This is a genomic window from uncultured Phascolarctobacterium sp. (assembly GCF_902463975.1).
In the GTDB taxonomy this organism is placed as follows: Bacteria; Bacillota; Negativicutes; order Acidaminococcales; family Acidaminococcaceae; genus Phascolarctobacterium_A.
On record NZ_CABQHJ010000019.1, the window covers coordinates 1 to 22,478 of the forward strand.

A 22,478-nucleotide genomic window follows, 5' to 3' on the forward strand; every position below is an offset into this window, starting at 1 on the left:
CCCGTCTGCCGCCTGTTCCCGGTGGCTGGAAGGTTGTTGTTGAAAAATATGAGGCTGAAAGCCGCATTATTCCTTTGAATGTTAAGCCCGGTACCAATGAAGTTAACCGTTTTATCCTGAAAATGATGGATGAATATGTTAAGGAAGGCCTGAAAATGGAGCTGAGTGACGAGGTTTATGAATCCTACGGTACTTACCTGCGCGATTTGAAGGTTACCGGTCACACTGTATTGATCAACACCTTTGAAGACTTTATCGAAAACATGCGTTAAGCTATGGCCGGTGTTTTGGAAAAACAGCTGGCGCGGGCGTTGGATATACGCCTTGCGGTTTTCGCATCCAAGGCAGCAAGCGGCAGTCTGCTGCAGGATGAAATGTCTTTGCGCGCCGCTGCCTATATGGTCAGCGAAATCATTATGCCCTGCTGCTGCATGATGTGCAACAAGGCTAAGCTAGAAGCATTGCTGTCGCAGACGAAGCTTTGTGCGGAAAACCAAGAATTGACGCAGCGTTTGGCGGCGCTTGTCTATGATGATTTGGCACGTTGTAATGGGTTAGGATAGGGCCGAGAAAAAACTTGAAAAAAATCGCAACTTTTTTCAAAAAAGGTGTTGACAAAAACACGGTAATGCCTTATACTTATATTCGTTGCTGATGCATGCGGAAATAGCTCAGTGGTAGAGCACCTCCTTGCCAAGGAGGGGGTCGCGAGTTCGAATCTCGTTTTCCGCTCCACTTAAAAATTTGCCCGACAGATTGAGTCTGTCGGGTTTTTTGGTATTGTCAAGAAGCGAGCATTGTGATATGATATTATGAGCGATTTGTGTCAGCACATTTTCGCTAAGGAAGGCTGACAGTTTAATCCGATTATATTATTTTTTACCCACATAAATTTAAGGGAGGATTTTATTAATGAACGTTACTGTTGAAAGAGTAGAAAATGAGGCAACTTTAAAAATTACCGCTCCGGCTGCTGAGGTAAACGCAGGCTATAAAAAGGCTGTACAAAAAATTGCTGACCAGGCAAATATCCCTGGCTTCCGTAAAGGCAAAGCTCCGCGTGCTATCATCGAAATGCACTATGGCAAAGAAGCTGTAAAACAAGAAGCTTTTGAAATTGTTGCTAACAAAGCATACAGCGAAGCTCTGGACCAGGAAAAACTGATCCCTGTATCCGATCCTAAAGTTGAAGAATCTACCTTCGAAGAAGGCAAAGATATGGAACTGACCATTAAAGTAACCCTGAAACCGGAACCGGAACTGGGCGAATACAAAGGTCTGCATGTAGAGAAAAAAGAAGTTGAAGTAACCGACGAGCAGGTTGACGCTCAAATTAAAGACATGATGGGCCGCGACGCTAAAATGGTAGTTGCTGAAGAAGGCGCTGTAATTGAAAAAGGCGACTTCGCTATCATCGACTTTGCAGGTACTGTTGACGGCGAACCGTTCAGCGGCGGTGAAGGCAAAGGCTATCCTCTGGAAGTTGGCTCCAACTCCTTCATCCCCGGCTTCGAAGATCAGCTGGTTGGCCTGTCCAAAGGCGATTCCACTGACGTAGAAGTAACCTTCCCGGAAGATTACTTTGTTAAAGACCTGGCTGGCAAAGAAGCTATCTTCAAAGTAAACATCCAAGACGTAAAACGCAAAGAGCTGCCGGAACTGAACGACGAATATGTTGCTTCCAAGACCGACTTCAAAACTGTAGAAGAGCTGCGTGCTAACTACAAAGAGCGTATGCAAAAAGCTGCTGAAGCTAACGCTAAAGCTGAATACGAGCATGAACTGATTGACCTGGCTGTAGCTAACGCTAAATTCAGCGTTCCGGAAATCATGATCGAAGACAAAATCAGCCAAATGGTTGAAGAAATGAAAATGAGCCTGGAAAGCCGTAAAATGAGCCTGGACATGTACATGCAATACACCGGTTTGGACATGGCTAAAATCCGTGAAAACCAACGCCCGGTTGCTGAAGAAAACGTTAAGACCGACCTGGTTCTGGACGCTATCGCTAAAGCTGAAGACATTCAGGTTGACATGGCTGACGTTGATGCAGAAATCGCTGCTATTTCCGCACAACACGGCGCTGCTCCGGAAGAAGTTAAGAAAATCATCAAAGGCAACGGTACCATGGGCCTGCTGCTGGCTAACATCCTGCGCCGCAAAGCTGCACACGTTGTTATTGACAGCGCAAAATAATTTGGGGTTATACTTACAGTAAAGGGGTGTGACAAAATGAATTATGTGCCTATCGTTGTTGAACAATCTAGTCGTGGAGAACGTTCCTATGATATTTATTCACGTCTTTTGAAGGATAGGATTGTTTTCGTTACCGGTCCGATTGATGACAATATGGCAAATGTTGTCATTGCTCAGTTATTGTTCCTGGAGTCCGAGGATCCGGACAAAGACATCCATCTGTATATTAACAGTCCTGGTGGCAGCGTAAGCGCCGGCATGGCTATTTATGATACGATGCAGTATATTAAGCCTGACGTTTCTACTATCTGCATGGGCATGGCTGCCAGCATGGCATCCGTGCTCCTGGCAGCAGGCGCGCCGGGTAAGCGTTTTGCATTGCCGTATTCCCGTGTTATGATTCACCAGCCCTTGGGTGGTGCACAGGGCCAGGCAACGGAGATTGAAATCCATGCCCGTGAAATCCTGCGTATCCGTGAAGAAATGAACCAGGTACTGGCAAAGCATACCGGTCAGACAGTGGAAAAAATTGCTGCTGATACTGAGCGCGATCATTATCTGACAAGTAAAGAAGCTAAGGAATATGGCCTGATTGACGAGGTTGTTTCCCGTAGTAAATCTGCAGAGTAAGATATACTATAAGGAGATTTAAAATATGAGTTTTAATGAAGGACATGATGGAAACCCATGCTGTTCCTTTTGCGGCAAGCGTGAAGGTCAGGTTAAAAGACTGATTTCCGGTCGCGGTGTTTACATCTGCGATGAGTGTGTCGATTTCTGCAAATCAATGCTTGAAGAGGAAAAAGAAAGCGATGCTGCTGAACAGTTGGTTAATGCTGATCTGCCGAAGCCTCAGGAAATCAAGGCAATCTTAGATGAGTATGTTATTGGCCAGGATGAGGCTAAAAAGACCTTGTCTGTGGCTGTATATAATCATTACAAAAGAATCAATTACGAAATCCAGAATCCGGAGTCTAAACGTGACCTGGAGCTGCAGAAGTCCAATATTCTGATGCTCGGTCCTACCGGTAGCGGTAAAACACTGCTTGCTCAGACTTTGGCAAAGATTTTGCAGGTTCCCTTTGCTATTGCTGATGCTACTACCTTAACGGAAGCAGGCTATGTAGGCGAGGATGTTGAAAATATTCTGCTCAAGCTGATCAGCAATGCAGATTATGATATTGAAGCTGCTCAGCGTGGTATTATCTATATCGACGAAATCGATAAGATTGCCCGCAAATCTGAAAACGTTTCTATTACCCGTGATGTTTCCGGTGAAGGTGTGCAGCAGGCTCTGCTGAAAATCCTTGAGGGTACTGTTGCCAGCGTTCCGCCTAAGGGAGGACGTAAGCATCCGCATCAGGAGTTTATCAATATTGATACAACTAATATCCTGTTTATCTGCGGTGGTGCCTTTGCAGGACTGGAGCATATCATCAATGCCCGTGTCGGCAAGAAAAACCTGGGCTTTGGTGCTGATATCCGCCGTAAGGAAGAGGTTGATAACGAGGCTGTATTTGCCAAGGTATTGCCCGAGGATATCATGAAGTTCGGTATTATTCCGGAATTTGCAGGACGTATGCCGGTAGTAGTAACGCTCAATCCGTTGGACGAGGCTGCTTTGGTGCAAATACTGACTGAGCCGCGTAATGCTTTAGTTAAGCAATACCAGCGTTTCCTGGAAATGGATGGCGTAGATCTGGAGTTCGAGCCTGGTGCTTTGACTGCTATTGCTGAGGAAGCATTGAAACGTAATGCCGGAGCGCGTGGTCTGAGATCGATTATCGAATCTACCATGCGTAACGTAATGTATGATGTTCCTTCCCGTGATGATGTAACAAAGTGCATTGTTACTGAAGCTACTATACGCCAGCATTGCGAACCGCAAATGATTACAAAATAACAAAATATCTAAGGGGGAAGGATTATTATACCTTCTCCCTTATTTTATCGCTATGACAGGTATACGCTTAATGGTGTACTGTCAATAAATTTCTCTCTTGTTTTGGGAGCTTAAGGAGGGATTATATGGCTAATTTGATAATTACAAAGCCCCTGCTGGCTTTGAGGGGCATCTTGATTTTTCCTGGCATGATTGCCAATATTGATGTCGGCCGAGAAAAATCTATGGCTGCTATTGACGCAGCTGAATTGACAGATAAACAGATTATCCTGGTCGGACAAAAACAGGCTGAGCAGGAAGATGTTACTGCTGCTGATTTATATGAATGGGGCGTTTTGGCAACCATCAAGCAAAAGCTGCAGCTGCCGAACGGCGCTGTTCGTTTGCTGGTAGAAGGCTTAGAGCGCGTACATGTGCTGCATGCGGCAGAGGTTCATGAGAATGAGCAGGATTTCTTTGTCGGTGAGGTAGAAGTGGTTCCTGCTGTCGATGCAGTGGATGCTGAAGCGGAAGGACTGCGTCGCTTGCTGTTGGACGCCTTTGAGCAATGGACTCTGCTTACGAAAAAGGTTAATCCTGATACAGTGCAGTCCTTAAAGTCGCGTGCTGATGTAAGCAAGGTTCCTGATATTATTGTCGGTTATCTGCCGCTGTCTTTGACCGAAAAGGAAGAGCTGTTGGAAATGGCGCCGCTGAAGCTGCGTCTGCGTAAATTATACGAGATTCTGGTGCGTGAGCAGGAAATTGCCGATGTAGCCAAAAATATTTCTGACCAGGTACACCAGCAGGTGGAGCAGAATCAGAAGGAATATTATCTGCGTGAACAGATTAAGGCTATCAGCAAGGAGCTTGGCGAAAACGAAGACGTACAGGCAGAAATCGCTGAGTACAAGGAACAGATGTCCAAGCTGAAGATGCCGCAAAACGTGGCAGAAAAAATCAATAAGGAGCTGGGACGTCTGGCAAAAATGCCGCCGATGACACCGGAGGGAGCGGTAATCCGTACCTATATTGATTCTTTGCTTGCGTTGCCTTGGGGCAAATTCACCAAGGATAATTTTGATATAGATAAGGCGCAGGACGTTCTTGATAAGGATCACTACGGTCTGAAAAAGGTTAAGGAGCGTATCCTGGAATATCTGGCAGTACGTGCGCTGTCCAAAAGTACACGTGGACCGATCCTGTGTCTGGTAGGACCTCCGGGTGTTGGTAAAACAAGCTTGGCGAGCAGCATTGCCAAGGCTATTAAGCGTAAATTTACCCGTATTTCTTTGGGTGGTGTGCGTGATGAAGCTGAAATCCGCGGTCATCGTCGTACCTATATCGGTTCTATGCCGGGACGTATTATTCATGGTATGCAGACCTGTGGCTGCATGAATCCGGTTTTCCTGTTGGACGAGATTGATAAAATGGCTTCTGATTTTCGTGGCGATCCGGCTTCTGCTCTCTTAGAGGTGCTTGATCCGGAGCAGAACAACAGCTTTAGTGACCACTTTATAGAATTCCCGTTTGACTTATCACATGTATTCTGGATTGTAACAGCAAATGCTGTTGATACTATTCCGCCGGCTCTTTTGGACCGTTTGGAAATTATCCAGCTGAGCAGCTACACTGATGAAGAAAAGGTTAAGATTGCACAACTGCATTTGCTGCCTAAGGAGCTTAAGCTCAACGGTCTGGAAAAATACAAGGTCAGCGTCAGCGAAAAGGCTATCCGCCGTGTAATTCACGACTATACAAGGGAAGCAGGCGTGCGTAATCTGGAACGCAAGCTGGCAGGTATCTGCCGCAAGGTTGCCTTCAAGATTGTCAAGGGCAAGGGTAAGGGTGCTCAGGTAACAGAAAAGAATCTGGAAAAATATCTGGGACCTGTTATTTATCTTGATGATGATATCAGTCTGAAATCCAGTGTTGGCGTTGCCAATGGTCTGGCGTGGACCAGCGTCGGCGGCGAGCTGCTGAAGGTAGAGGTGCTGGCGTTTAAGGGCAAGGGCAATCTGACGCTTACCGGTCAGCTGGGCGACGTAATGAAGGAGTCGGCTCAGGCTGGCTACACTTATATTCGCAGTCGCGCTGAAGCCTTGGGGATTCCTGCCAACTTTGGCGAAACGATGGATATTCATATCCACCTGCCGGAGGGCGCTGTACCGAAGGACGGTCCGTCTGCCGGTGTAACTATGGTTACTGCCATGGTGTCGGCGCTAACAGGTAAAAAGGTTAAGGGCAAGCTGGCGATGACCGGCGAAATTTCCCTGTCCGGCAAGGTATGGCCTGTTGGCGGCATCAAGGAAAAAATGCTTGCCGCTTACCGGTATGGTGTAAAAACAGCACTGCTGCCGAAGCGCAATATGCAGGATCTGGATGAGCTGCCGGAAAATATTCGTAAGGAAATGCAGTTTATACCTGTTGAGCATCTTGATGATGTGTTGAAGCTGGCATTGGAGGATAAAAATGAGTAAAGATAATTGGGATATTATCCGTGCTAAATATGTGGCCTCTGCAGTACGCGCAGACCAATATCCGCAGCCTGCTCTTATTGAGGCTGCCTTTATCGGCCGCAGTAATGTCGGCAAATCGTCGCTTATCAATTCACTCTGCCGCCGCAACGGCCTGGCACGCGTAAGCTCTACTCCGGGCAAAACGCAGACCATCAACTTTTACGAGCTGGAGGCTAAGCGCGTAGTTGAGGGTGAGGATGAAAGGGCATCTTTTTATCTGGTAGATTTACCCGGTTACGGCTTTGCTAAAACAAACCATAATAATAAGGACCAATGGTCCGGCTTTATCAGCAAATATTTATCCGGCAGTGAAAACCTCGGTGTTGTCTGCCAGCTGATTGATATCCGTCATAAGCCTATGGACAGTGATATGGAATGCTTCAACTGGCTGCGCAGCTGTGGCCTGAAGGTGCAGGTTGTGCTGACCAAATCCGATAAGCTGTCTAAAAATGCGGCGATGTCCCAAAAGGCACTCTTCAAGCGTGAAATGGGCCTGAAGGAGCATGAGATTATCACTTATTCCTCCTCGCAGCATACCATGCGCGGTGAACTGATTGCGCGTATTATGGAGGCTTTATCTGCTAACGGCGTAGAGCAGGAGTAAAAATCATGTTTTTAAACCGCTTGTTGCTTTTTATCATGGCGCTTTGCCTGGGCAGTCTGCTGGTGCGTATGCATTTGCCGATACCGTTTTTGTTGGGCGGTCTGCTGACTGCTTTGCTTTGCAAAACACTGACGCATCGCAGAGATGTGAGCTGGCCTAAGCAATGGCGCGAATATGCATTGATGGTTGCGGGCTATGGTATCGGTTCTACCTTTACAGCCGATACCTGGAATAACTTTCTGGCTGAGCTGGTTGGTGTAGCGGAGGCAACGATAGTTATTTTAGCCGCTAGTATTGCCTTGGCCTTTATTACGGCAAAGCTGGCGCGGGAAAACCTCAAAAGCTGCATCATGGGTATGCTTCCCGGCGGCATGACGCTGACGATGCTGCTTTGCGAGGACGACAAGGAGGTCAACCCCAACGTTGTCATGGTGATGCAAGTGCTGCGTCTGCTGGGCGTAGTTATTACTGTGCCGTTTCTTGTAATCTGGCTTTTGCATGCGCAGGTGACAGGCAGCAGCGTAGCATTGCCCAACCATGGCGGGATGCATTGGCTTGTTGTAGTGCCCTTGTCTATATTGGGTAGCTTTATAGCAACGAAAATACATATGCCGACGCCGAAACTGTTGGGACCTATCTTGGTAACGGCTGCATTTTCCGTCTTCGCTGGCGGTGTGCAGCCTGTGCCTTTTTGGCTCATGGCGGCGGCGCAGGCCAGCATCGGTCTGTTTATGGGTATGCAGCTTGATGCGGACCGCATCGTAAAAACCGAAAAAATGGTGCCCTATATTCTTATCGGTACGGCGATACTCATTGTTGTGAGCATCGGTATGGCTAATGTGCTTTCAGCACGCTACGGCTTTTCGCTGGTAACGGCGTTTCTGGCGATGGCGCCGGGAGGTATAGCTGAAATGTCTTTGGCCGGTATGAGTATGGGTGAGAATGTGTCGATTATCCTGACCTATCAGCTGGTGCGTGTGCTGGTGATAAATATCTTTATCCCGCCGCTGCTGGCGTGGTGGTTTAAGGCTAAGCAGGCATAATTTTAGAGGATTGCAGAAAAATTTGTCATGATTTAAGAAAAATTTTTCTTGCAGTCCTCTTTGTTTTTCAATGTAAAATCCTTGTAAAGCACCATGCTATAAGGCTTTGGAGCTTCTCAACCATTTAATGGGACATAAAAAGTCCATAGTGGACAAAAACGTCATAAGGTGTTATACTTAATGCATATTAAGGCAAGACCTTAAAATAAAGCAGAAGGGATGATATAAAAATGACTTTTGAAAAATTTGTTGAAACTCTGTGCAACTTTAAATGGTATATGATTCACTGATTTTGGGAGGTGAGAATAATGCTGGAAAAATTTGTCAAAGCTTTATATGAAATGAATTTCTACTATATCCATTAACAGGTGGTATAAAAATGAAGATTGCTAAATCGTAAAGACGCTTGCAGCTGAGCTGTAGGCGTTTTTTATTGCCTTAAAGCCGGTTGCTGCTGATATAATAGATTTTTTATTGTATTATATGTAAATTAAACACAAAGAACAGTTAATCAGAAATGGACACAAATATACATAAGACTGTTACATACATGGAATACAAATACAAAAATAAAAATCCACGAAAAAGGTTGACAAGGTAAATAGTAACTGCTATAATTAAGACAACAAGTTGATATTGATATTACAGGTGCGAAAGCTCAATAGAGAAGCCGGTGAAAGTCCGGCACGGTCCCGCCGCTGTGACGTGGAGCGTGTTTCGTTTATACCACTGGAGGGGTCCTCTGGGAAGGTGAAACACGTGAAGAAGCGAAGCCAGAAGAACTGCCTGTAAGATGCATCGTCGTTTGACCTGCGAGAGACGGGGAGAGATGTCGTAGAGCTGTAGTATAGGTTTGTGCGCCTAGTAGCTTTTGATATTTCGCCGTTTTTCAAAAGTCCCGCCCGTATTGGGTGAAGGATTCTTTTTGAGAAACGGTTTTCTGTTTCTTATGCCATTGAAGGTCACGTGATGGCTGTGACCTTTTGGAGAGTGGCCGGGCCATCGATGCTATCAATCTTCTTGTCCACGGTACTGGACATATCGTGTTTTTTCAAATCCCATTCTCAAATTTTTCTTTTAGCTGAGAACATTTCCTTTCTCCTCTCAAGTACGACAGCGTAGGGGTGCGCTGTCGTGCTGACAATCCAGCCATCACAAATGTGGTGGCTTTATTTTTTGCTGTTTAAAGGGAGGTTATTGATATGAAAGAATTATATTTGGCAGGCAAAATTGCTGAGCTGCTTGCAGCCTTTGAAGGTATGAAAGGCGTTGAAGAGGTTGTGGCCGGACGTGCTAAGGCCAGCGGAGAGCTGGAGGTAAAGTGCGTACGTGTACAATATAATCCCAAAAAGACTGATATCTGCGAGCTTTTGAAAAAATACTTCAATGAGGGTGTAAATCCCTATATTATCGCAGAAGATCCTTTGGAACAGGCTGCTGTTATTTACAAGGCTGCTGAAGATGTTCCGCAGATTGAATACTATGCCCGTTTTATGCAGAACCGCGGCGCAGAGCCGGGTGCTGCTTTAGGCAACATGATTCTTAATGATACCATGCCTGAAGAAAACGAGCTGCGCAGAGTCCAGATTAATTATGGACGTCTGCAGGAGTTCCTGGCAGATTAAACTGCCTGTTATTTTGTTATATACGGCCTGGACAACCGTGACCGTGTATATAAATGCTGTTTGCTTCTTAAAATCTATCCAAGCAAGGATGCGGCACATGTCCCCTGATGACCGGGTGAGAGCGGTCGGATACAGAGCTGCATCAGCAGACGAGATTGGCTGGAGGTGATATGCGTTTCAGCTTGGTGCTGTGAGCTTTTCACAGTAATGATTAAATTATTAAAGGAGGATTATTTGAATGGCTGATGAACAACAAAAAACTGCAGCAGTCGTTAATGGTGAAAGACCGTTGACAGACAAAGAACTGGAAGCCATGTTGCGTAAGTCAGAGAAAGTAACCGAATTCCCGGAGGTAACTTTTGATGAATTTACCGAACCCACCTGGGATGAATGGGTGGAGGCATGTAATGCACTGTTGAAGGGCAAACCCTTTGACAAGATCATGTATACCAAAAACTACGAGGGCATTACCTTTGACCCGATTTATACTCGTAAAGGCACTGATGCAATTCTGCCGACCAACGATTATCCCGGTATGGGTGATTTCCTGCGTGGCGCAACTGTTAACGGTTATGTACACGAGCCTTGGGGCATTGCACAAGCTTGCGATGAAACCCTGCCGGCTGAAAACAACGAGCTGCTGAAGGAAGAAATTTCCAAGGGCTCCACTGTTTACAATATCAAACTGGATACTGCAACCAAAAACGGCGTAGACGTTAAAGATGCAGAAAAACCCGGCGATATTGGCGTGAACGTTACTACTGTTGAAGATATGAGCGTTCTGCTGAATGGTCTGAAACTTGACAAATATCCTATTATGATGTACACCGGTGCCGGCGCTAAAAACCTGCTGGCTCTGACTGTTGCTGCTCTGAAGGGTGCCGGTCATGATGTTAAAACCCTGCGCGGTGTTATCGGCGGCGACCCGATTGGCGAGCTGGTAAAAACCGGTAAAACCGAAACCTCTCTGGATGCTTTGTATGATGAAATGGCTGAAACCATTAAATTTGCTAAAGCTAATACTCCGGAGCTGCGCACTGTTTTCATCAACAGTGATGCTTACACCGATGGCGGTGCTGAAGCAGTACAAGAGGTTGCTTACACCTTCGCTACTGCAGTTGAATATGTACGTCAAATGCAAAAACGTGGCGTTGAGCTGCACGATATTGCTAACTCCCTGTATTTCTGCTTCAACCAAGGTGCTAACTTCTTCATGGAAATCGCAAAACTGCGTTCCCTGCGTATGATCTGGGCAGCTATTATGGAAGCATTCGGTGCTGAAGAAGCAGACCGTGCTATTAAAGTTCATGGCCGTTGCGCTCGCTTCACCAAAACCGTTGTTGACCCGTATGTAAACATGCTGCGTAACTGCACCCAAACCTTCTCCAGCGTTGTAGGCGGCGTTTGCACTTATGACAACCCGCCGTTTGACGAGCTGATCCGTAAAGGCGACGTATTCTCCCGTCGTATCGCTCGTAACCTGCATGTAATGCTGCAAGAAGAATTTGGTATGCTGAGCCCAATCGATGCTGCCGGCGGTTCTTGGGGCGTTGAAACCCTGACCAAGCAGATCACCGAAAAAATCTGGGCTGAGTTCCAAAAGGTTGAGGAAATGGGCGGCATCATTAAAGCTCTGGAAGCTGGCTATCCGCAAGCACAAGTTGCTGACGTTCTGGCTAAGCGCTTCAAAGCTCTGGAAATGCGCAGCGATCGCGCTGTTGGCGTAAACATGTACCCGAACATGACCGAAGAACCTCTGGAGCGCCGCGAAGAGGACACTCCGAAACTGAAGAAAGAACGCGAAGCTGCTGTTGCTGCTTATGTTGCTGACATCGACACCAACTATCTGGCCGGCAAGCTGGCTGCCGTTGAAACTGTTGAAGGCGCAATCGAAGCATTCAGCAATGGTGCTACTATCGGCCAGGTTGCTGCTGCATCCTGCAAGGCTGAAGCTCCGGAAACCGTTGAAGCAATCGCTGCTCATCACTGGACCGAGCGCTATGAAGCACTGCGTTTCGAAACTGAAGACTATGTTAAGAAAACAGGCAAAAATGTTGAAGTATTCCTGTGCAACATGGGACCGATTCCTCAACATAAAGCTCGTGCCGACTTCTCCACCTCTTTCCTGCAGGTTGGTGAATTCAACGTTCATCTGAACGATGGTTTCCAAGACGGCGAAGATGGCGATCAATACGAAAAATGCCTCAAAGCTTTCAAAGAAGGCGACTACGATGTTGCAGTTATCTGCTCCACCGATGCTACCTATCCGGAAATCGTTCCGAAACTGGCTCCGATGATTAAAGCAGCTATGAAACCGTCCGCTACTCTGTTCCTGGCCGGCGCTGCTCCGAAAGACATGGAACAAGTTTACAAAGATGCTGGCGTTGACGATTTCATCAGCGTAAAAGCTAACTGCTTCCAAACTCTGAAGATGCTGCAAAAGAAGAAAGGGATGATTGAATAATGAGCATTAATCCGGATTTCACTAAAGTAGCCCTTCCTGATCATCCTTCTTGTTCTTATGACGAATGGAAGAAAAATCTGGAAGAAAAAATGGGCGAAAATTATGATGCCCTTTATGATACTACCTTGGAACGTATTCCTAAAGCTCCGCTGTACACCAAGGATATCTATGATAAATGTAACCATTTGGACTTCATGAGCGGTATTCCTCCGTTCCTGCGTGGTCCTTACTCCACAATGTATGTATTCCGTCCGTGGACTGTACGTCAATATGCAGGTTTCTCCACTGCGGAAGAATCCAACGCATTCTATCGTCGTAACCTGGCTGCAGGCCAAAAAGGCCTGTCCATCGCGTTCGACTTGCCGACTCACCGCGGCTATGACGCTGATAACCCGCGTGTAGTTGGTGACGTTGGTAAAGCAGGCGTATCTGTTTGCTCCATGCTCGATATGAACATCCTGTTCTCCGGTATTCCTCTGGATCAGATGTCCGTATCCATGACCATGAACGGCGCAGTACTGCCTGTACTGGCATTCTTTATCGTATCCGGTGAAGAACAAGGCGTTGATAAATCTATCATGGCAGGTACCATTCAGAACGATATTCTGAAAGAGTTCATGGTACGTAACACCTACATTTATCCGCCTGCTATGTCCATGCGTATCATCGGTGATATTTTCGAATACACCACCAAATATATGCCTAAATTCAACAGTATTTCCATTTCCGGTTACCATATTCAAGAGTGCGGCGCAACCTGCGACCTTGAATTAGGCTACACTCTGGCCGATGGTATGGAATATATCCGTACTGGTGAAGCTGCAGGCCTGCCTGTAGACGCATTCGCAAAACGTCTGTCCTTCTTCTGGGATATGGGCAAAAACTACTTCATGGAAGTTGCAAAAATGCGTGCTGCTCGTGTTCTGTGGGCTAAGATTCTTAAGAGCTTCGGCGCTAAGAACCCGAAATCCATGGCACTGCGTACTCACAGCCAGACTTCCGGCTGGTCTCTGACCGAACAGGATCCGTTCAACAACATCTCCCGTACTTGTATGGAAGCTATGTCTGCTGCTCTGGGCCATACCCAATCCCTGCATACAAACGCATTGGACGAAGCTATCGCATTGCCGACCGACTTCTCCGCTCGTCTTGCTCGTAACACCCAGCTGTACATCCAGGATGAAACCAAAGTCTGCAAGATTATCGATCCGTGGGGCGGTTCCTACTATGTTGAATACCTCACCAACGAAATCATTCGCCGTGCTTGGGCTCATATCCAGGAAGTTGAAGCACTCGGTGGTATGGCAAAAGCTATTGCAACCGGCCTGCCGAAGATGCGTATCGAAGAGTGCGCAGCTCGTCGTCAAGCTAACATCGATAGCGGTAAGGAAACTATCGTTGGCCTGAACAAATATCGTCTGGCTAAGGAAGATCCGCTGAACGTACTGTCCATCGATAACACCGCTGTACGTAACGCTCAGATTAAACGTCTGGAAAAACTGAGAGCAGAACGCGACAACGACGCTGTTGCACGTGATCTGGAAGCTATTACCCGCGCAGCAGAAACCCGTGATAACGGCAACCTGCTGGAAATGGCTGTACAAGCTGCTCGCGACCGTGCTTCTCTTGGTGAAATTTCTGACGCAGTTGAAAAAGTATCCGGTCGTTTCAATGCTGTAATCCACACTGTATCCGGTGTATACTCCAGTGAATTCAGCGGCAACGATGACATGGAAAAAGCTACCAAACTGGCTGATGAGTTTGAACAACTTGAAGGCCGTCGTCCTCGTATCTTCCTGGCTAAAATGGGCCAAGACGGTCATGACCGCGGACAAAAAGTTCTGGCAACCTCCTTCGCTGATATGGGCTGGACCGTCGACGTTGGTCCTCTGTTCCAAACTCCGGAAGAATCTGCACAAGACGCTGTAGATAACGACGTTGATATGGTTGGCTTCTCTTCCCTGGCTGCAGGTCATAAAACCTTGCTGCCGGCAATCGTTGAAGAACTGAAGAAACGTGGCCGTGAAGATATCATGGTATGTATCGGCGGCGTAATTCCTGCACAGGATTACGACTACCTGTATGAACATGGTGCAGCAGGCATCTTTGGCCCTGGTACCAACATTCCTAAGTGCTGCATCCAATTACTGCAAATGTTGGTTGACCGTGCAAAAGCTGAACACGCTGAAGACTGAGGTGATATAAATGCCTGAAACTGGTGAAAAAGATATTAGGCCGAGTTGGGTACCCCTGAAAAAAGACCCTAACTTTGCCTGCTCTGTAATGGGCGGGATTGACAGTGCCGTAAACGCTGTCAGCGAGGAGAAGTATAACCCTGTGGATAAAATTAGGAAATTCCCCTTGAGGAAAAAGCCTAGTCCGGAAGAGTTAATAAAAGGAGTCAGTGAAGGCGATCGTAAAACCTTATCTCAAGCTATTACTCTTATAGAAAGCAATGCACCGAGGGATTTTGATAAAGCACAGCGTGTCCTGCAGGCTCTTCTGCCGCGTACAGGCAAAGCTTTGCGCATCGGCATTTCCGGTGTACCGGGTGCCGGCAAAAGTACCTTTATCGAGTCCTTTGGTCAGATGCTGTGTCATCAGGGCTATAAGGTCGCAGTTCTTGCTGTCGACCCCACAAGCTCTATTACCGGTGGCTCTATTTTGGGTGATAAAACGCGTATGCAGATGTTGTCGCGTGAACCTAATTGCTTTATCCGTCCGTCCCCCGCAAAGGGTACCTTGGGCGGCGTTGCCCGTAAAAGCCGTGAAACTATGCTGCTTTGCGAGGCTGCAGGCTGTGACGTTATCTTAGTAGAAACCGTAGGTGTAGGCCAGTCCGAAATCACTGTCCGTTCGATGGTTGACTTCTTTATGCTGGTAGTACTGACCGGTGCCGGTGATGATCTGCAAGGCATCAAGAAAGGCATCATGGAGGTTGCCGACGCTATCGTTGTCAACAAAGCCGATGGTGACAATCTGCCTAAAGCTATCGTTACCCAGGGTGAGTATGAGCGTATGATTGAATTCATCCGTCCTGCTACCGAAGGCTGGAAAACTCATGCCTACAGATGCTCTGCTTTGACCAAGGAAGGCCTGCTTGAGCTTTGGGCAGTAATGCGCAAGTTCGAAAAGGTTACCAAGGAATGCGGTTCCTTCGACAAACGTCGTAAATCGCAGACTATTTCTTGGGTTAACAGCATGATTGACGAGCATTTACATAACCTGTTCTTTGAAGACCCGATGATTAAAGGACGCTTACCGGCAGTAATGGAAGCAGCTGTTAATGGGGTGGTATCCCCAAGTCAGGCTGTTACCGAGCTGATTAACGCCTTTGATATCGATCGTGCTTCAATGAGGCATCGCAATCAAAACAAATAAAGTCCGGCAAGAAAGCACCCAGTGGTGATTTTTGACCGGCAAAAACAAAAGGCTGTCACTGATGAAGCTTCATCAGCAGACAGCCTTTTGGTTTTTATAATGGCTTCTAGGTGCTGCAAAACATTAATATAAAAGTGTAAAAACACAATGTAAAACAAAGCGGGGCGTGAGAATTTTTAACCTAAAAAGAGTAAGAGATGCTAATTCTTTTATTGTCAACAAATAAGCGCCTCTTTAGTGATATAAGTTCTTACAATATTTTTTTCGAGAACTTTTTCGCTAAAGTCTTGACATTCTTAATCGGACTTAGTATAATTAAAAGCAACAAATCAATATTTCGTATAAAGCACTAATTGGTGAAAATCCACACGGTCCCGCCGCTGTAACAGGCTTGCCTGGAGTCAGCAAAGTACTTTGTACAAGCATATGCTTGACCTGCGAGCGACAGGAGAAGATGTTAACAGACAAGATACTGTTTATGTGAGAGTGGCAGCTATCTTAATTGTGCGCATTAACCGTCTTTGCTTGCAAAGACGGTTTTTTTCAACTATCAAATGTGGGTCGAAATATTGATTTCCCTAACATTAGAACAAACTAAGCAAATCGGACAATTTGCTGTTCTGTTACGTAAAGATTTTTCAAATTCTCCTTCTCCTCCAATTTTATCGTGTGTAGCTTGTTACAGGGGTGTGGCAATGCAACAATAAAAAAACCGCCGGGTAAGGCGGCTTTTTTATTGCTTTCGCAAGGAAAGATAAGCTTAGTATAATAAAAAAACCGCCGTGAGGCGGTTTTTGTTTTATAAAGAAGAATTCTTCAGAACCTCGTCCAGATTGCATACCTGCTGTGAATTACGTGTCTTGGAATAGAATTTGAGGAAATGCTGGGCAACGACGGAAAGCGGTCTGTCCTTAACCTTTACTACGGTCTTGTAAACGTCTGCCTTGATATCGGATATAGGACGGGTGATAAATTCTTCACCAAGGTCCTCTCCGGGCTCTACAGGCACGATAGAAACGGCTGCCTTGACGCGTGTCCATTCCAATGTAGTGCTGCGGGTTGTGCTAGTGCAGGTGATACGCGGAACGATAGATGCTTGCGCACAGGCTTTGAGGAATATTTCGGAGCAGCCTGAGCTGATGCTCAAAGGTACATCCTCTAATTCCTTAAGAGTGACAACCTTTTTGCTGTCATCCAGAAAAACAGAGTTTTTATGGAAAACGGCTGTCAGTTCTTCATCGCGACGGAAGAGAACCTCAAAGTTATCCTGATGCTCTACCGGTACGCTCAAAATTCCCAGTTCGGTAATACCGTTAAGCATTTGCTGTGTCTGTTCGTTTATGCTTGCTTCAAACAGCTCACATTTGATATTAGGATAAAGAGCACAGAAATCCTTGAGGGAGGATTTGATGAATAAAGCACTGCGGGAGTTGGCAATGCTGAAACGCAGCGTACCTACAACACCGCCCATGATGTTTTCGATTTCGCTTTTGGCAAGATCCTCCAAAGCACACATGTACTTTGCTTTTTGATAGAGGACGCGTCCTGCTTCGGTCAGGAGAATCTGACGGCTGCCGCGGGTGGTAATTATCAGCTTGGTGCCGAAATAGTTTTCCAGAGCACGCAGCTGCTTGCTGAGGGCCGGCTGAGCGATATGTACGTAATCAGCCGCACCGGTAAAACTACCGGCTTCGATAATTGCCAAAAAGTTTCTGTAATTGTCTAATTCCATGTTTTGCAGACCTCCAACTAATACTAAACTTATGTAAAATAGAAACAGTAATAGATTCTAAATATAGGTATAATATAATTAGTTTATCATATTGCTAGTGTATTTTCAAGAATTACAACGATTAAGGCTATTATAGAACAGAAGAAAGCTAAAAAGCAATAATAAAATGTCATATCTATAATTCCTATTAGCTATTTTTCTTATTAAGCAATATCTGTTATACTAAATGCGTATAAAGCAGAGGCCTTATACAGAGCAAATTGACAAATTGACTTATTCAAAGCAAAGGAGAGAACAATCATGGCTGAAACAAAAATGGCAGTCGAAAAAGAAATCGGTTTATTCGCACATCTGTGCCGTCAACGCAACGGTGCAGCAAAAGTATTCCCGCATTGTGGTGAAAAAGGCTTTGCCTTCAGCAGAAGAGTACAGGGCTTCAAACTGAGCGAAGCATCCCTGAAAGCATTAAAAAGAGGTTAAGAAGAAAGATGAGCTTTGTACTGAACTATCTCAAAGAGTTGGACAGAGAATACTATAGTAAATGGTTTAAGAATATTTTGCTTTAAGCTTTATACAGCAGCATTGTAATATGCCAGTCCGCGAGCGATGACGTTATAGCCTACCTCCTTGTACGTCGTTGGCAGACTGGCTTTTTGTTTGCCTAAAATATTCCTGACGGATATATAAATAATGCTACATAGGTATTTTTGTTCCGGCGATAATTGTCGTATAATATAAAACTGCCTGCTATAAAAAACAAGTGGAAATTAGTTTCAAAATACATTTAATTACTTTCTGAAATATACTTAATTCATATAACTTCTATTCCAACTAGGTATTTTTATTATTTTGGAATATGTTGTATAATCTCTAACAGTGAAAGGCACTCTCCAAAAAGAACAAGAAAGGAGCTGATAAGTTTTGGACATTGCACTTATCATGAATGATGAAAAAGAAGATTCTAAGATTCGGGAGTACCTGAAACAGGTAGACAAGAAGTTTTACTATCGAGCTATCGAGAACAGGAAAAAGGAAGGTAAAGTCTTCCCGCATCGAGGCGAAGATGGTAAGCTCTTTGTAAACACTTTTCAATATGTAAACCTATTTAAGAAGAAATAAGTGGAGGGAAATTTTTATGACACCAGCAATTAAATGCTTAATTCTGTTAGCAGTAGTTGCACTGTTATTCGTTACCGAAATGATTCCGCTGGCAATGACCGCGGTTCTGGCTGCTATAGCCTGCAGTGCATTGGGCCTGGTTCCTGAGAACCAAATCTTCCTTGGCCTGGCAGATTCTACTGTAGTTCTTTTTGGCGGTATGTTCGTCGTTGGCGCTGCTATGTTTTACACCGGACTTGCTCAAAAGGTTGGCGGCGCTGTAGTAAAGCTGTTTGGTACCAATGAAAACAGCCTGATGTTTGGTCTTATGGTTATTGCAGCTGTTATGTCTGCGTTCTTGTCTAACACCGGTACCACCGCTTGCCTGATTCCTGTAGTTATGGGTATCTGCGCACAAGCAAAGCTTTCCGCTTCCCGTCAGCTGATGCCGTTGGCTTTCGCTGCCGGCCTTGGCGGTACCTGCACCCTGATTGGTACCCCGCCGAACATTCTGGCAAACGTTGCTCTGAAAGCAGCTGGTATGCCGGAGCTGCAATTTGGCTTCTTTGAATATGCCTACATCGGCATTCCTATTACTGTTGCCGGCATCGTTTACATGATGTTCCTTGGCAAATATATCCTGCCGGAAGCTAAAACCGATGAGGTTGCAGATGTAGAGCAGGAGATTGATGCTACTAACACTACTCCTAAAAAACAGATGATCTGCGGTATCATCATGGTTGGCGTTATCGGTTCTATGGCAACCAGCGTAGTTCCTCTGGAACTGGCTGCTGTTGTCGGAGCGGTACTGTGCGTACTGACAGGCTGCATCACTGAAAAACAAGCCTATAACTCCATCGACTGGATTACCATCTTCCTGTTTGCAGGCATGATTCCTGTTGCAACAGCTATGAACACCAGCGGCGCTGGCAAGCTGATTGCTGAATTTACCGTAAGCCTGATGGGCGGTAACCCGTCTCCGTACCTGGTAACTGCAGTACTTTTCGGTTTGGCAGTTATCCTGACTCAGTTTATGAGCAACACCGCTTCTAAAGCTCTGCTGTGCCCGGTTGGCATTGCACTGTCTGCACAAATGGGTGCATCTCCGAAAGCTGTACTGATGGCAATCCTGATTGCTTCCAGCTGCGCATTCGCTTCTCCGGTAGGTACTCCTCCGAACACCCTGGTACTTGGCCCTGGCAAGTACAAATTCATGGATTATGTTAAATGCGGCGGCGGTCTGGTAGCAGTCAGCATGATTGTTGCAATCATCGTTATTCCTATCGTATGGCCGTTCTTCCCGACTGCAGCATAATTAATTAAAGACTCAGGTCTTACCACCTTTCTTAAAATGTCTGCAACGCTCCCAAATGGGAGTGGTCAGCAGACGTAAATTGGATAGAGAACAATTTATTATAGACGGGGCGGAAGCTGCCCTGACGCACAAAGCTTCAAAGATGCTTACAATTACAAATTCCTTCTTTCTGTATATATTTGCTTAGGGGACATTGGCAATATATATAGGATATAAATGAAAAGACTACCCTTCGTCATGTTGGACAGAGCATGGTGAAGGGTAGTTTTAATTTTGTACAGCAGATAAAAAACATTCCCCTATACTACATATAATAGTAGAAAATTAATTTACCATTATATATATGGGGAATATTATCTTCTGTATTACAGCTTTGCTGATATCTTTGTGCTTGCTTTCGAACATTTTTTACATAAACACATATTGCACCAGCAGCATATAGCCTATAGTGCCTGCTGCTATCGTCAGCAGCAGATTACGCAGGGTTGCCTGCAATATAACTGTCAGCGCTACGGCGATAGCTTCCGGAACGCCGTGGCTGCCGCTAAGAATTTGCGTATCCTTGAGGGAGTAGACAACAAGCATGCTCATAACGGCCGCAGGCAGCATTTTACCTAAAAATGCTACCAGAGGCGGCGTTTTTTTGTTTGCCGGAAACAGGATGAAGGGCAGAAAGCGCGTTAACATCGTGCCTGCTACAACGGCGGCAATAGTTATGATTTGTTCGGTAAAGGTCATAATTTGATGCCTCCTTTGTAATATGCTGTGATAAATACCAGCAGCAGAAGCAGCATAGCCGGCGGAATAAAGCTTTGGGGACCGATGAGCACCAGGCAAACCAACGGAATGACAATGCCTAAAACAGCAGGAGTGTGATTTTCTGTCGATTGCCATTGGCTGACGAAAATTGCCGTGAAGAGAGCGACGAGGGCAAAATCCAGGCCTTTGGTATTGATTTGCAGACTGTTGCCTAAAAGACCGCCGATGGTTGCGCCCGCTACCCAGTAGATTTGGTTCAGCAGATTTACGCAGACCATAAAGCAGCCCTTGTCGATGCCTTCGGGGATAACGGTATTACAGTTGATGGCGAAGGATTCATCACACATGCCGAAAATAAGATAAAATTTCTTCAGACCGGTATTCTTAAATTTTTCAAGCATGCTCAGGCCGTAGAACAGATGGCGAGAGTTAATCATCAGTGCCATAAAAAAGCAGTACAGCGGATTGAAGGGACTAAGCAGCATTGTGACCAGAACGAATTCCATGCTGCCGGCAAAGACGAGAGCACTGGTAAAAAACGGATACCAGGGAGAAAAGCCCTTGCTGCAGATATAAAAGCCGTAGGAGATGCCTAAAAAAAGAAACGCTGCGCAAATTGGCAGCGTTAGTGGAAAAGCAGCTTTGAGTGCTTTGCTATATTTGTTGTTCATAATGAAAACCTGCACAATTCTTTAATTCATAGAAACTATGTAGGCTTTATTGTACAGTATCCTGCGGTAATTGTCAACGCTTGGGAGCCGGACCGCTGCTGGAGCGGGCAACAAGACGGCATTTGTATTCTACATGAGTGATAGGCTCAAATTTGCCGTGGTGCTCATAGCTGGCAATTTCCTCCTGCAACAGCTTGAAGGCACTTTTGCCGCATTCTGTCAGCGAGTTATCGATAGTTGTGAGGTTGACGCCGCGCAGATGCGAGGGGAAGATGTTATCGAAACCGCAAAGGCTGATATCCTCGGGAATCTTCAGGCCTCTGTCGATAATGGCATTATATGCACCGTAGGCAACCATATCATTGATAGCGACTATCGCTGTTGTTTCCGGCAATGCTTCAAGACAGCGTTTGGCAAGCTCATAGCCTGTACTGTATTCTACTTCAACGTGCGAAAGCTCATAGTCAGAAGTAATCTCTTGAGTGAAGAGGGAAAGCTTGGCATCTGCTGCCTTGCAGGCATCCTCCAAACCCTGATAGCGGCGCACACGCGAGGTATGTTGGTCGTTGAGCGTTGTAGAAAGATAGGCAACATGCTTATGGCCTAAATCCGTAAGATGCTTGCCGATGAGCTGGCCTGCAGTAAAGTTATTCATGTCTACAGTAGCAAGCTCCAAATCACTGCGTCTGTCACCGATGGCAACAACGGGCAGATATTTGCTGAGCTTGTACGCCAGCTGCGGCTGTTGGGGAATCATGGCGAAGATGACACCGGCAACGTTAAATTTGCGGGCCTGTTCCATGATAAATTTTTCCGTATTTGTATCCCAATAGGTGGTGCGGACGGAGGTGACAAAGCCTTGCTTACGGGCAGTGATTTCAATACCCTGGATAATAGTAGTATAGAAAGGATTGAATAATGAAGGACAGATAATAATGATTAGTGTATCTGAGGGCCTGACGAGGGCGTAGGCCTTTTCCTTGCTGCTTTTGTAGCCGAGCTCAGTGGCGATAGCGTAGACCTGCTCAACAGTTTCCGCGTTGAAGCGGTCAATACTGCGCCTGTTGAGAATCATCGATACGCTGGCAGGCGAAAGACCTGCCTTGGCAGCAATATCCTTCAGGGTAACCTTCTTAGGCATAAATACAATCCTTTCTAATGTCAATTAGCGTAAAGCGGTGGAAATGAA

The 22,478-nt window shown here is 45.9% G+C and carries 19 protein-coding genes, 1 tRNA gene and 1 riboswitch; of the genes, 16 read left to right on the forward strand and 4 right to left on the reverse strand.

Features of this window, described 5'->3' with window-relative positions:
• The 13 genes from RDW05_RS06640 to meaB form a co-directional block, all read left to right on the forward strand.
• A partial coding sequence (locus RDW05_RS06640) for a hypothetical protein (protein ID WP_307978315.1) occupies window positions 1–272 on the forward strand: 272 nt, incomplete at its 5' end.
• A gap of 3 nt (window positions 273–275) precedes the next feature.
• The gene (locus RDW05_RS06645; RefSeq protein ID WP_307978316.1) at window positions 276–563 is read left to right on the forward strand and encodes a hypothetical protein; all 288 of its coding nucleotides are present in this window, start codon (window positions 276–278) and stop codon (window positions 561–563) included.
• A 97-nt stretch (window positions 564–660) separates the two neighbouring features.
• Window positions 661–735: transfer RNA gene (locus tag RDW05_RS06650), tRNA-Gly, on the forward strand.
• 177 nt (window positions 736–912) lie between these two features.
• Window positions 913–2,196 (forward strand): trigger factor, encoded by a 1,284-nt coding sequence (tig, locus tag RDW05_RS06655; RefSeq protein WP_307978317.1) that lies wholly within the window; start codon window positions 913–915, stop codon window positions 2,194–2,196.
• Between the two features lie 36 nt (window positions 2,197–2,232).
• A complete protein-coding gene (gene clpP / locus RDW05_RS06660) occupies window positions 2,233–2,826 on the forward strand; it encodes an ATP-dependent Clp endopeptidase proteolytic subunit ClpP (protein ID WP_009144839.1) in 594 nt (197 codons plus the stop codon).
• 25 nt (window positions 2,827–2,851) lie between these two features.
• Complete coding sequence (clpX, locus tag RDW05_RS06665; protein WP_021719538.1) at window positions 2,852–4,099, forward strand: ATP-dependent Clp protease ATP-binding subunit ClpX; 1,248 nt, start codon at window positions 2,852–2,854, stop codon at window positions 4,097–4,099.
• Window positions 4,100–4,224: 125 nt separating this feature from the next.
• Window positions 4,225–6,558 (forward strand): endopeptidase La, encoded by a 2,334-nt coding sequence (gene lon / locus RDW05_RS06670; protein ID WP_307978318.1) that lies wholly within the window; start codon window positions 4,225–4,227, stop codon window positions 6,556–6,558.
• Window positions 6,551–7,201, forward strand: coding sequence for a ribosome biogenesis GTP-binding protein YihA/YsxC (yihA, locus tag RDW05_RS06675; RefSeq protein WP_304271490.1), 651 nt, complete (start codon window positions 6,551–6,553; stop codon window positions 7,199–7,201). Before lon ends, yihA begins: the two co-directional genes overlap by 8 nt.
• Window positions 7,202–7,206: 5 nt before the next feature.
• Window positions 7,207–8,244: an AbrB family transcriptional regulator gene (locus RDW05_RS06680; protein WP_307978321.1), complete on the forward strand. Its 1,038-nt coding sequence runs from the start codon at window positions 7,207–7,209 to the stop codon at window positions 8,242–8,244.
• A gap of 629 nt (window positions 8,245–8,873) precedes the next feature.
• A riboswitch (cobalamin riboswitch) is annotated at window positions 8,874–9,049 on the forward strand.
• 397 nt (window positions 9,050–9,446) lie between these two features.
• Window positions 9,447–9,869, forward strand: a complete 423-nt coding sequence (locus RDW05_RS06685) for a conserved domain protein (protein WP_009144834.1) — start codon at window positions 9,447–9,449, stop codon at window positions 9,867–9,869.
• 238 nt (window positions 9,870–10,107) lie between these two features.
• Entirely contained in the window at window positions 10,108–12,333 is a 2,226-nt protein-coding gene (locus tag RDW05_RS06690) for an acyl-CoA mutase large subunit family protein (RefSeq protein ID WP_307978324.1), read from the forward strand.
• Complete coding sequence (scpA, locus tag RDW05_RS06695) at window positions 12,333–14,528, forward strand: methylmalonyl-CoA mutase (RefSeq protein WP_307978325.1); 2,196 nt, start codon at window positions 12,333–12,335, stop codon at window positions 14,526–14,528. The genes RDW05_RS06690 and scpA overlap by 1 nt, the downstream gene beginning before the upstream one ends.
• Window positions 14,529–14,538: 10 nt before the next feature.
• Window positions 14,539–15,714: a methylmalonyl Co-A mutase-associated GTPase MeaB gene (meaB, locus tag RDW05_RS06700; protein WP_210684981.1), complete on the forward strand. Its 1,176-nt coding sequence runs from the start codon at window positions 14,539–14,541 to the stop codon at window positions 15,712–15,714.
• Window positions 15,715–16,513: 799 nt separating this feature from the next.
• Here the strand turns inward: meaB and RDW05_RS06705 are convergent.
• Window positions 16,514–17,446, reverse strand: coding sequence for a LysR family transcriptional regulator (locus RDW05_RS06705; protein ID WP_210684980.1), 933 nt, complete (start codon window positions 17,444–17,446; stop codon window positions 16,514–16,516).
• Between the two features lie 300 nt (window positions 17,447–17,746).
• Between RDW05_RS06705 and RDW05_RS06710 the strand changes: the two genes are divergently transcribed.
• The 3 genes from RDW05_RS06710 (at window position 17,747) to RDW05_RS06720 (ending at window position 19,859) form a co-directional block, all read left to right on the forward strand.
• Entirely contained in the window at window positions 17,747–17,926 is a 180-nt protein-coding gene (locus tag RDW05_RS06710) for a hypothetical protein (RefSeq protein WP_293724114.1), read from the forward strand.
• Between the two features lie 459 nt (window positions 17,927–18,385).
• Complete coding sequence (locus RDW05_RS06715; RefSeq protein ID WP_009144828.1) at window positions 18,386–18,565, forward strand: hypothetical protein; 180 nt, start codon at window positions 18,386–18,388, stop codon at window positions 18,563–18,565.
• Between the two features lie 16 nt (window positions 18,566–18,581).
• Complete coding sequence (locus tag RDW05_RS06720) at window positions 18,582–19,859, forward strand: SLC13 family permease (RefSeq protein WP_303710960.1); 1,278 nt, start codon at window positions 18,582–18,584, stop codon at window positions 19,857–19,859.
• A 408-nt stretch (window positions 19,860–20,267) separates the two neighbouring features.
• Here RDW05_RS06720 and RDW05_RS06725 read toward each other — a convergent pair whose 3' ends face one another.
• The 3 genes from RDW05_RS06725 to RDW05_RS06735 form a co-directional block, all read right to left on the reverse strand.
• Window positions 20,268–20,597, reverse strand: a complete 330-nt coding sequence (locus RDW05_RS06725) for an AzlD domain-containing protein (protein WP_307978327.1) — start codon at window positions 20,595–20,597, stop codon at window positions 20,268–20,270.
• The gene (locus RDW05_RS06730; RefSeq protein WP_307978328.1) at window positions 20,594–21,289 is read right to left on the reverse strand and encodes an AzlC family ABC transporter permease; all 696 of its coding nucleotides are present in this window, start codon (window positions 21,287–21,289) and stop codon (window positions 20,594–20,596) included. The genes RDW05_RS06725 and RDW05_RS06730 overlap by 4 nt, the downstream gene beginning before the upstream one ends.
• 73 nt (window positions 21,290–21,362) lie before the next feature.
• Window positions 21,363–22,430 carry a LacI family DNA-binding transcriptional regulator gene (locus RDW05_RS06735; protein ID WP_307978329.1) on the reverse strand — a complete coding sequence of 356 codons (1,068 nt, stop codon included), beginning with the start codon at window positions 22,428–22,430 and terminating at the stop codon, window positions 21,363–21,365.
• Between the last annotated feature and the right edge of the window lie 48 nt (window positions 22,431–22,478).

Bases quoted from the DNA above. Each gene is read 5' to 3' on its own strand.
- RDW05_RS06645 (WP_307978316.1), top strand. From the start codon at position 276: ATGGCCGGTGTTTTGGAAAAACAGCTGGCGCGGGCGTTGGATATACGC.
- tig (WP_307978317.1), top strand. From the start codon at position 913: ATGAACGTTACTGTTGAAAGAGTAGAAAATGAGGCAACTTTAAAAATT.
- clpP (WP_009144839.1), top strand. From the start codon at position 2,233: ATGAATTATGTGCCTATCGTTGTTGAACAATCTAGTCGTGGAGAACGT.
- clpX (WP_021719538.1), top strand. From the start codon at position 2,852: ATGAGTTTTAATGAAGGACATGATGGAAACCCATGCTGTTCCTTTTGC.
- lon (WP_307978318.1), top strand. From the start codon at position 4,225: ATGGCTAATTTGATAATTACAAAGCCCCTGCTGGCTTTGAGGGGCATC.
- yihA (WP_304271490.1), top strand. From the start codon at position 6,551: ATGAGTAAAGATAATTGGGATATTATCCGTGCTAAATATGTGGCCTCT.
- RDW05_RS06680 (WP_307978321.1), top strand. From the start codon at position 7,207: ATGTTTTTAAACCGCTTGTTGCTTTTTATCATGGCGCTTTGCCTGGGC.
- RDW05_RS06685 (WP_009144834.1), top strand. From the start codon at position 9,447: ATGAAAGAATTATATTTGGCAGGCAAAATTGCTGAGCTGCTTGCAGCC.
- RDW05_RS06690 (WP_307978324.1), top strand. From the start codon at position 10,108: ATGGCTGATGAACAACAAAAAACTGCAGCAGTCGTTAATGGTGAAAGA.
- scpA (WP_307978325.1), top strand. From the start codon at position 12,333: ATGAGCATTAATCCGGATTTCACTAAAGTAGCCCTTCCTGATCATCCT.
- meaB (WP_210684981.1), top strand. From the start codon at position 14,539: ATGCCTGAAACTGGTGAAAAAGATATTAGGCCGAGTTGGGTACCCCTG.
- RDW05_RS06705 (WP_210684980.1), bottom strand. From the start codon at position 17,446: ATGGAATTAGACAATTACAGAAACTTTTTGGCAATTATCGAAGCCGGT.
- RDW05_RS06710 (WP_293724114.1), top strand. From the start codon at position 17,747: ATGGCTGAAACAAAAATGGCAGTCGAAAAAGAAATCGGTTTATTCGCA.
- RDW05_RS06715 (WP_009144828.1), top strand. From the start codon at position 18,386: ATGAATGATGAAAAAGAAGATTCTAAGATTCGGGAGTACCTGAAACAG.
- RDW05_RS06720 (WP_303710960.1), top strand. From the start codon at position 18,582: ATGACACCAGCAATTAAATGCTTAATTCTGTTAGCAGTAGTTGCACTG.
- RDW05_RS06725 (WP_307978327.1), bottom strand. From the start codon at position 20,597: ATGACCTTTACCGAACAAATCATAACTATTGCCGCCGTTGTAGCAGGC.
- RDW05_RS06730 (WP_307978328.1), bottom strand. From the start codon at position 21,289: ATGAACAACAAATATAGCAAAGCACTCAAAGCTGCTTTTCCACTAACG.
- RDW05_RS06735 (WP_307978329.1), bottom strand. From the start codon at position 22,430: ATGCCTAAGAAGGTTACCCTGAAGGATATTGCTGCCAAGGCAGGTCTT.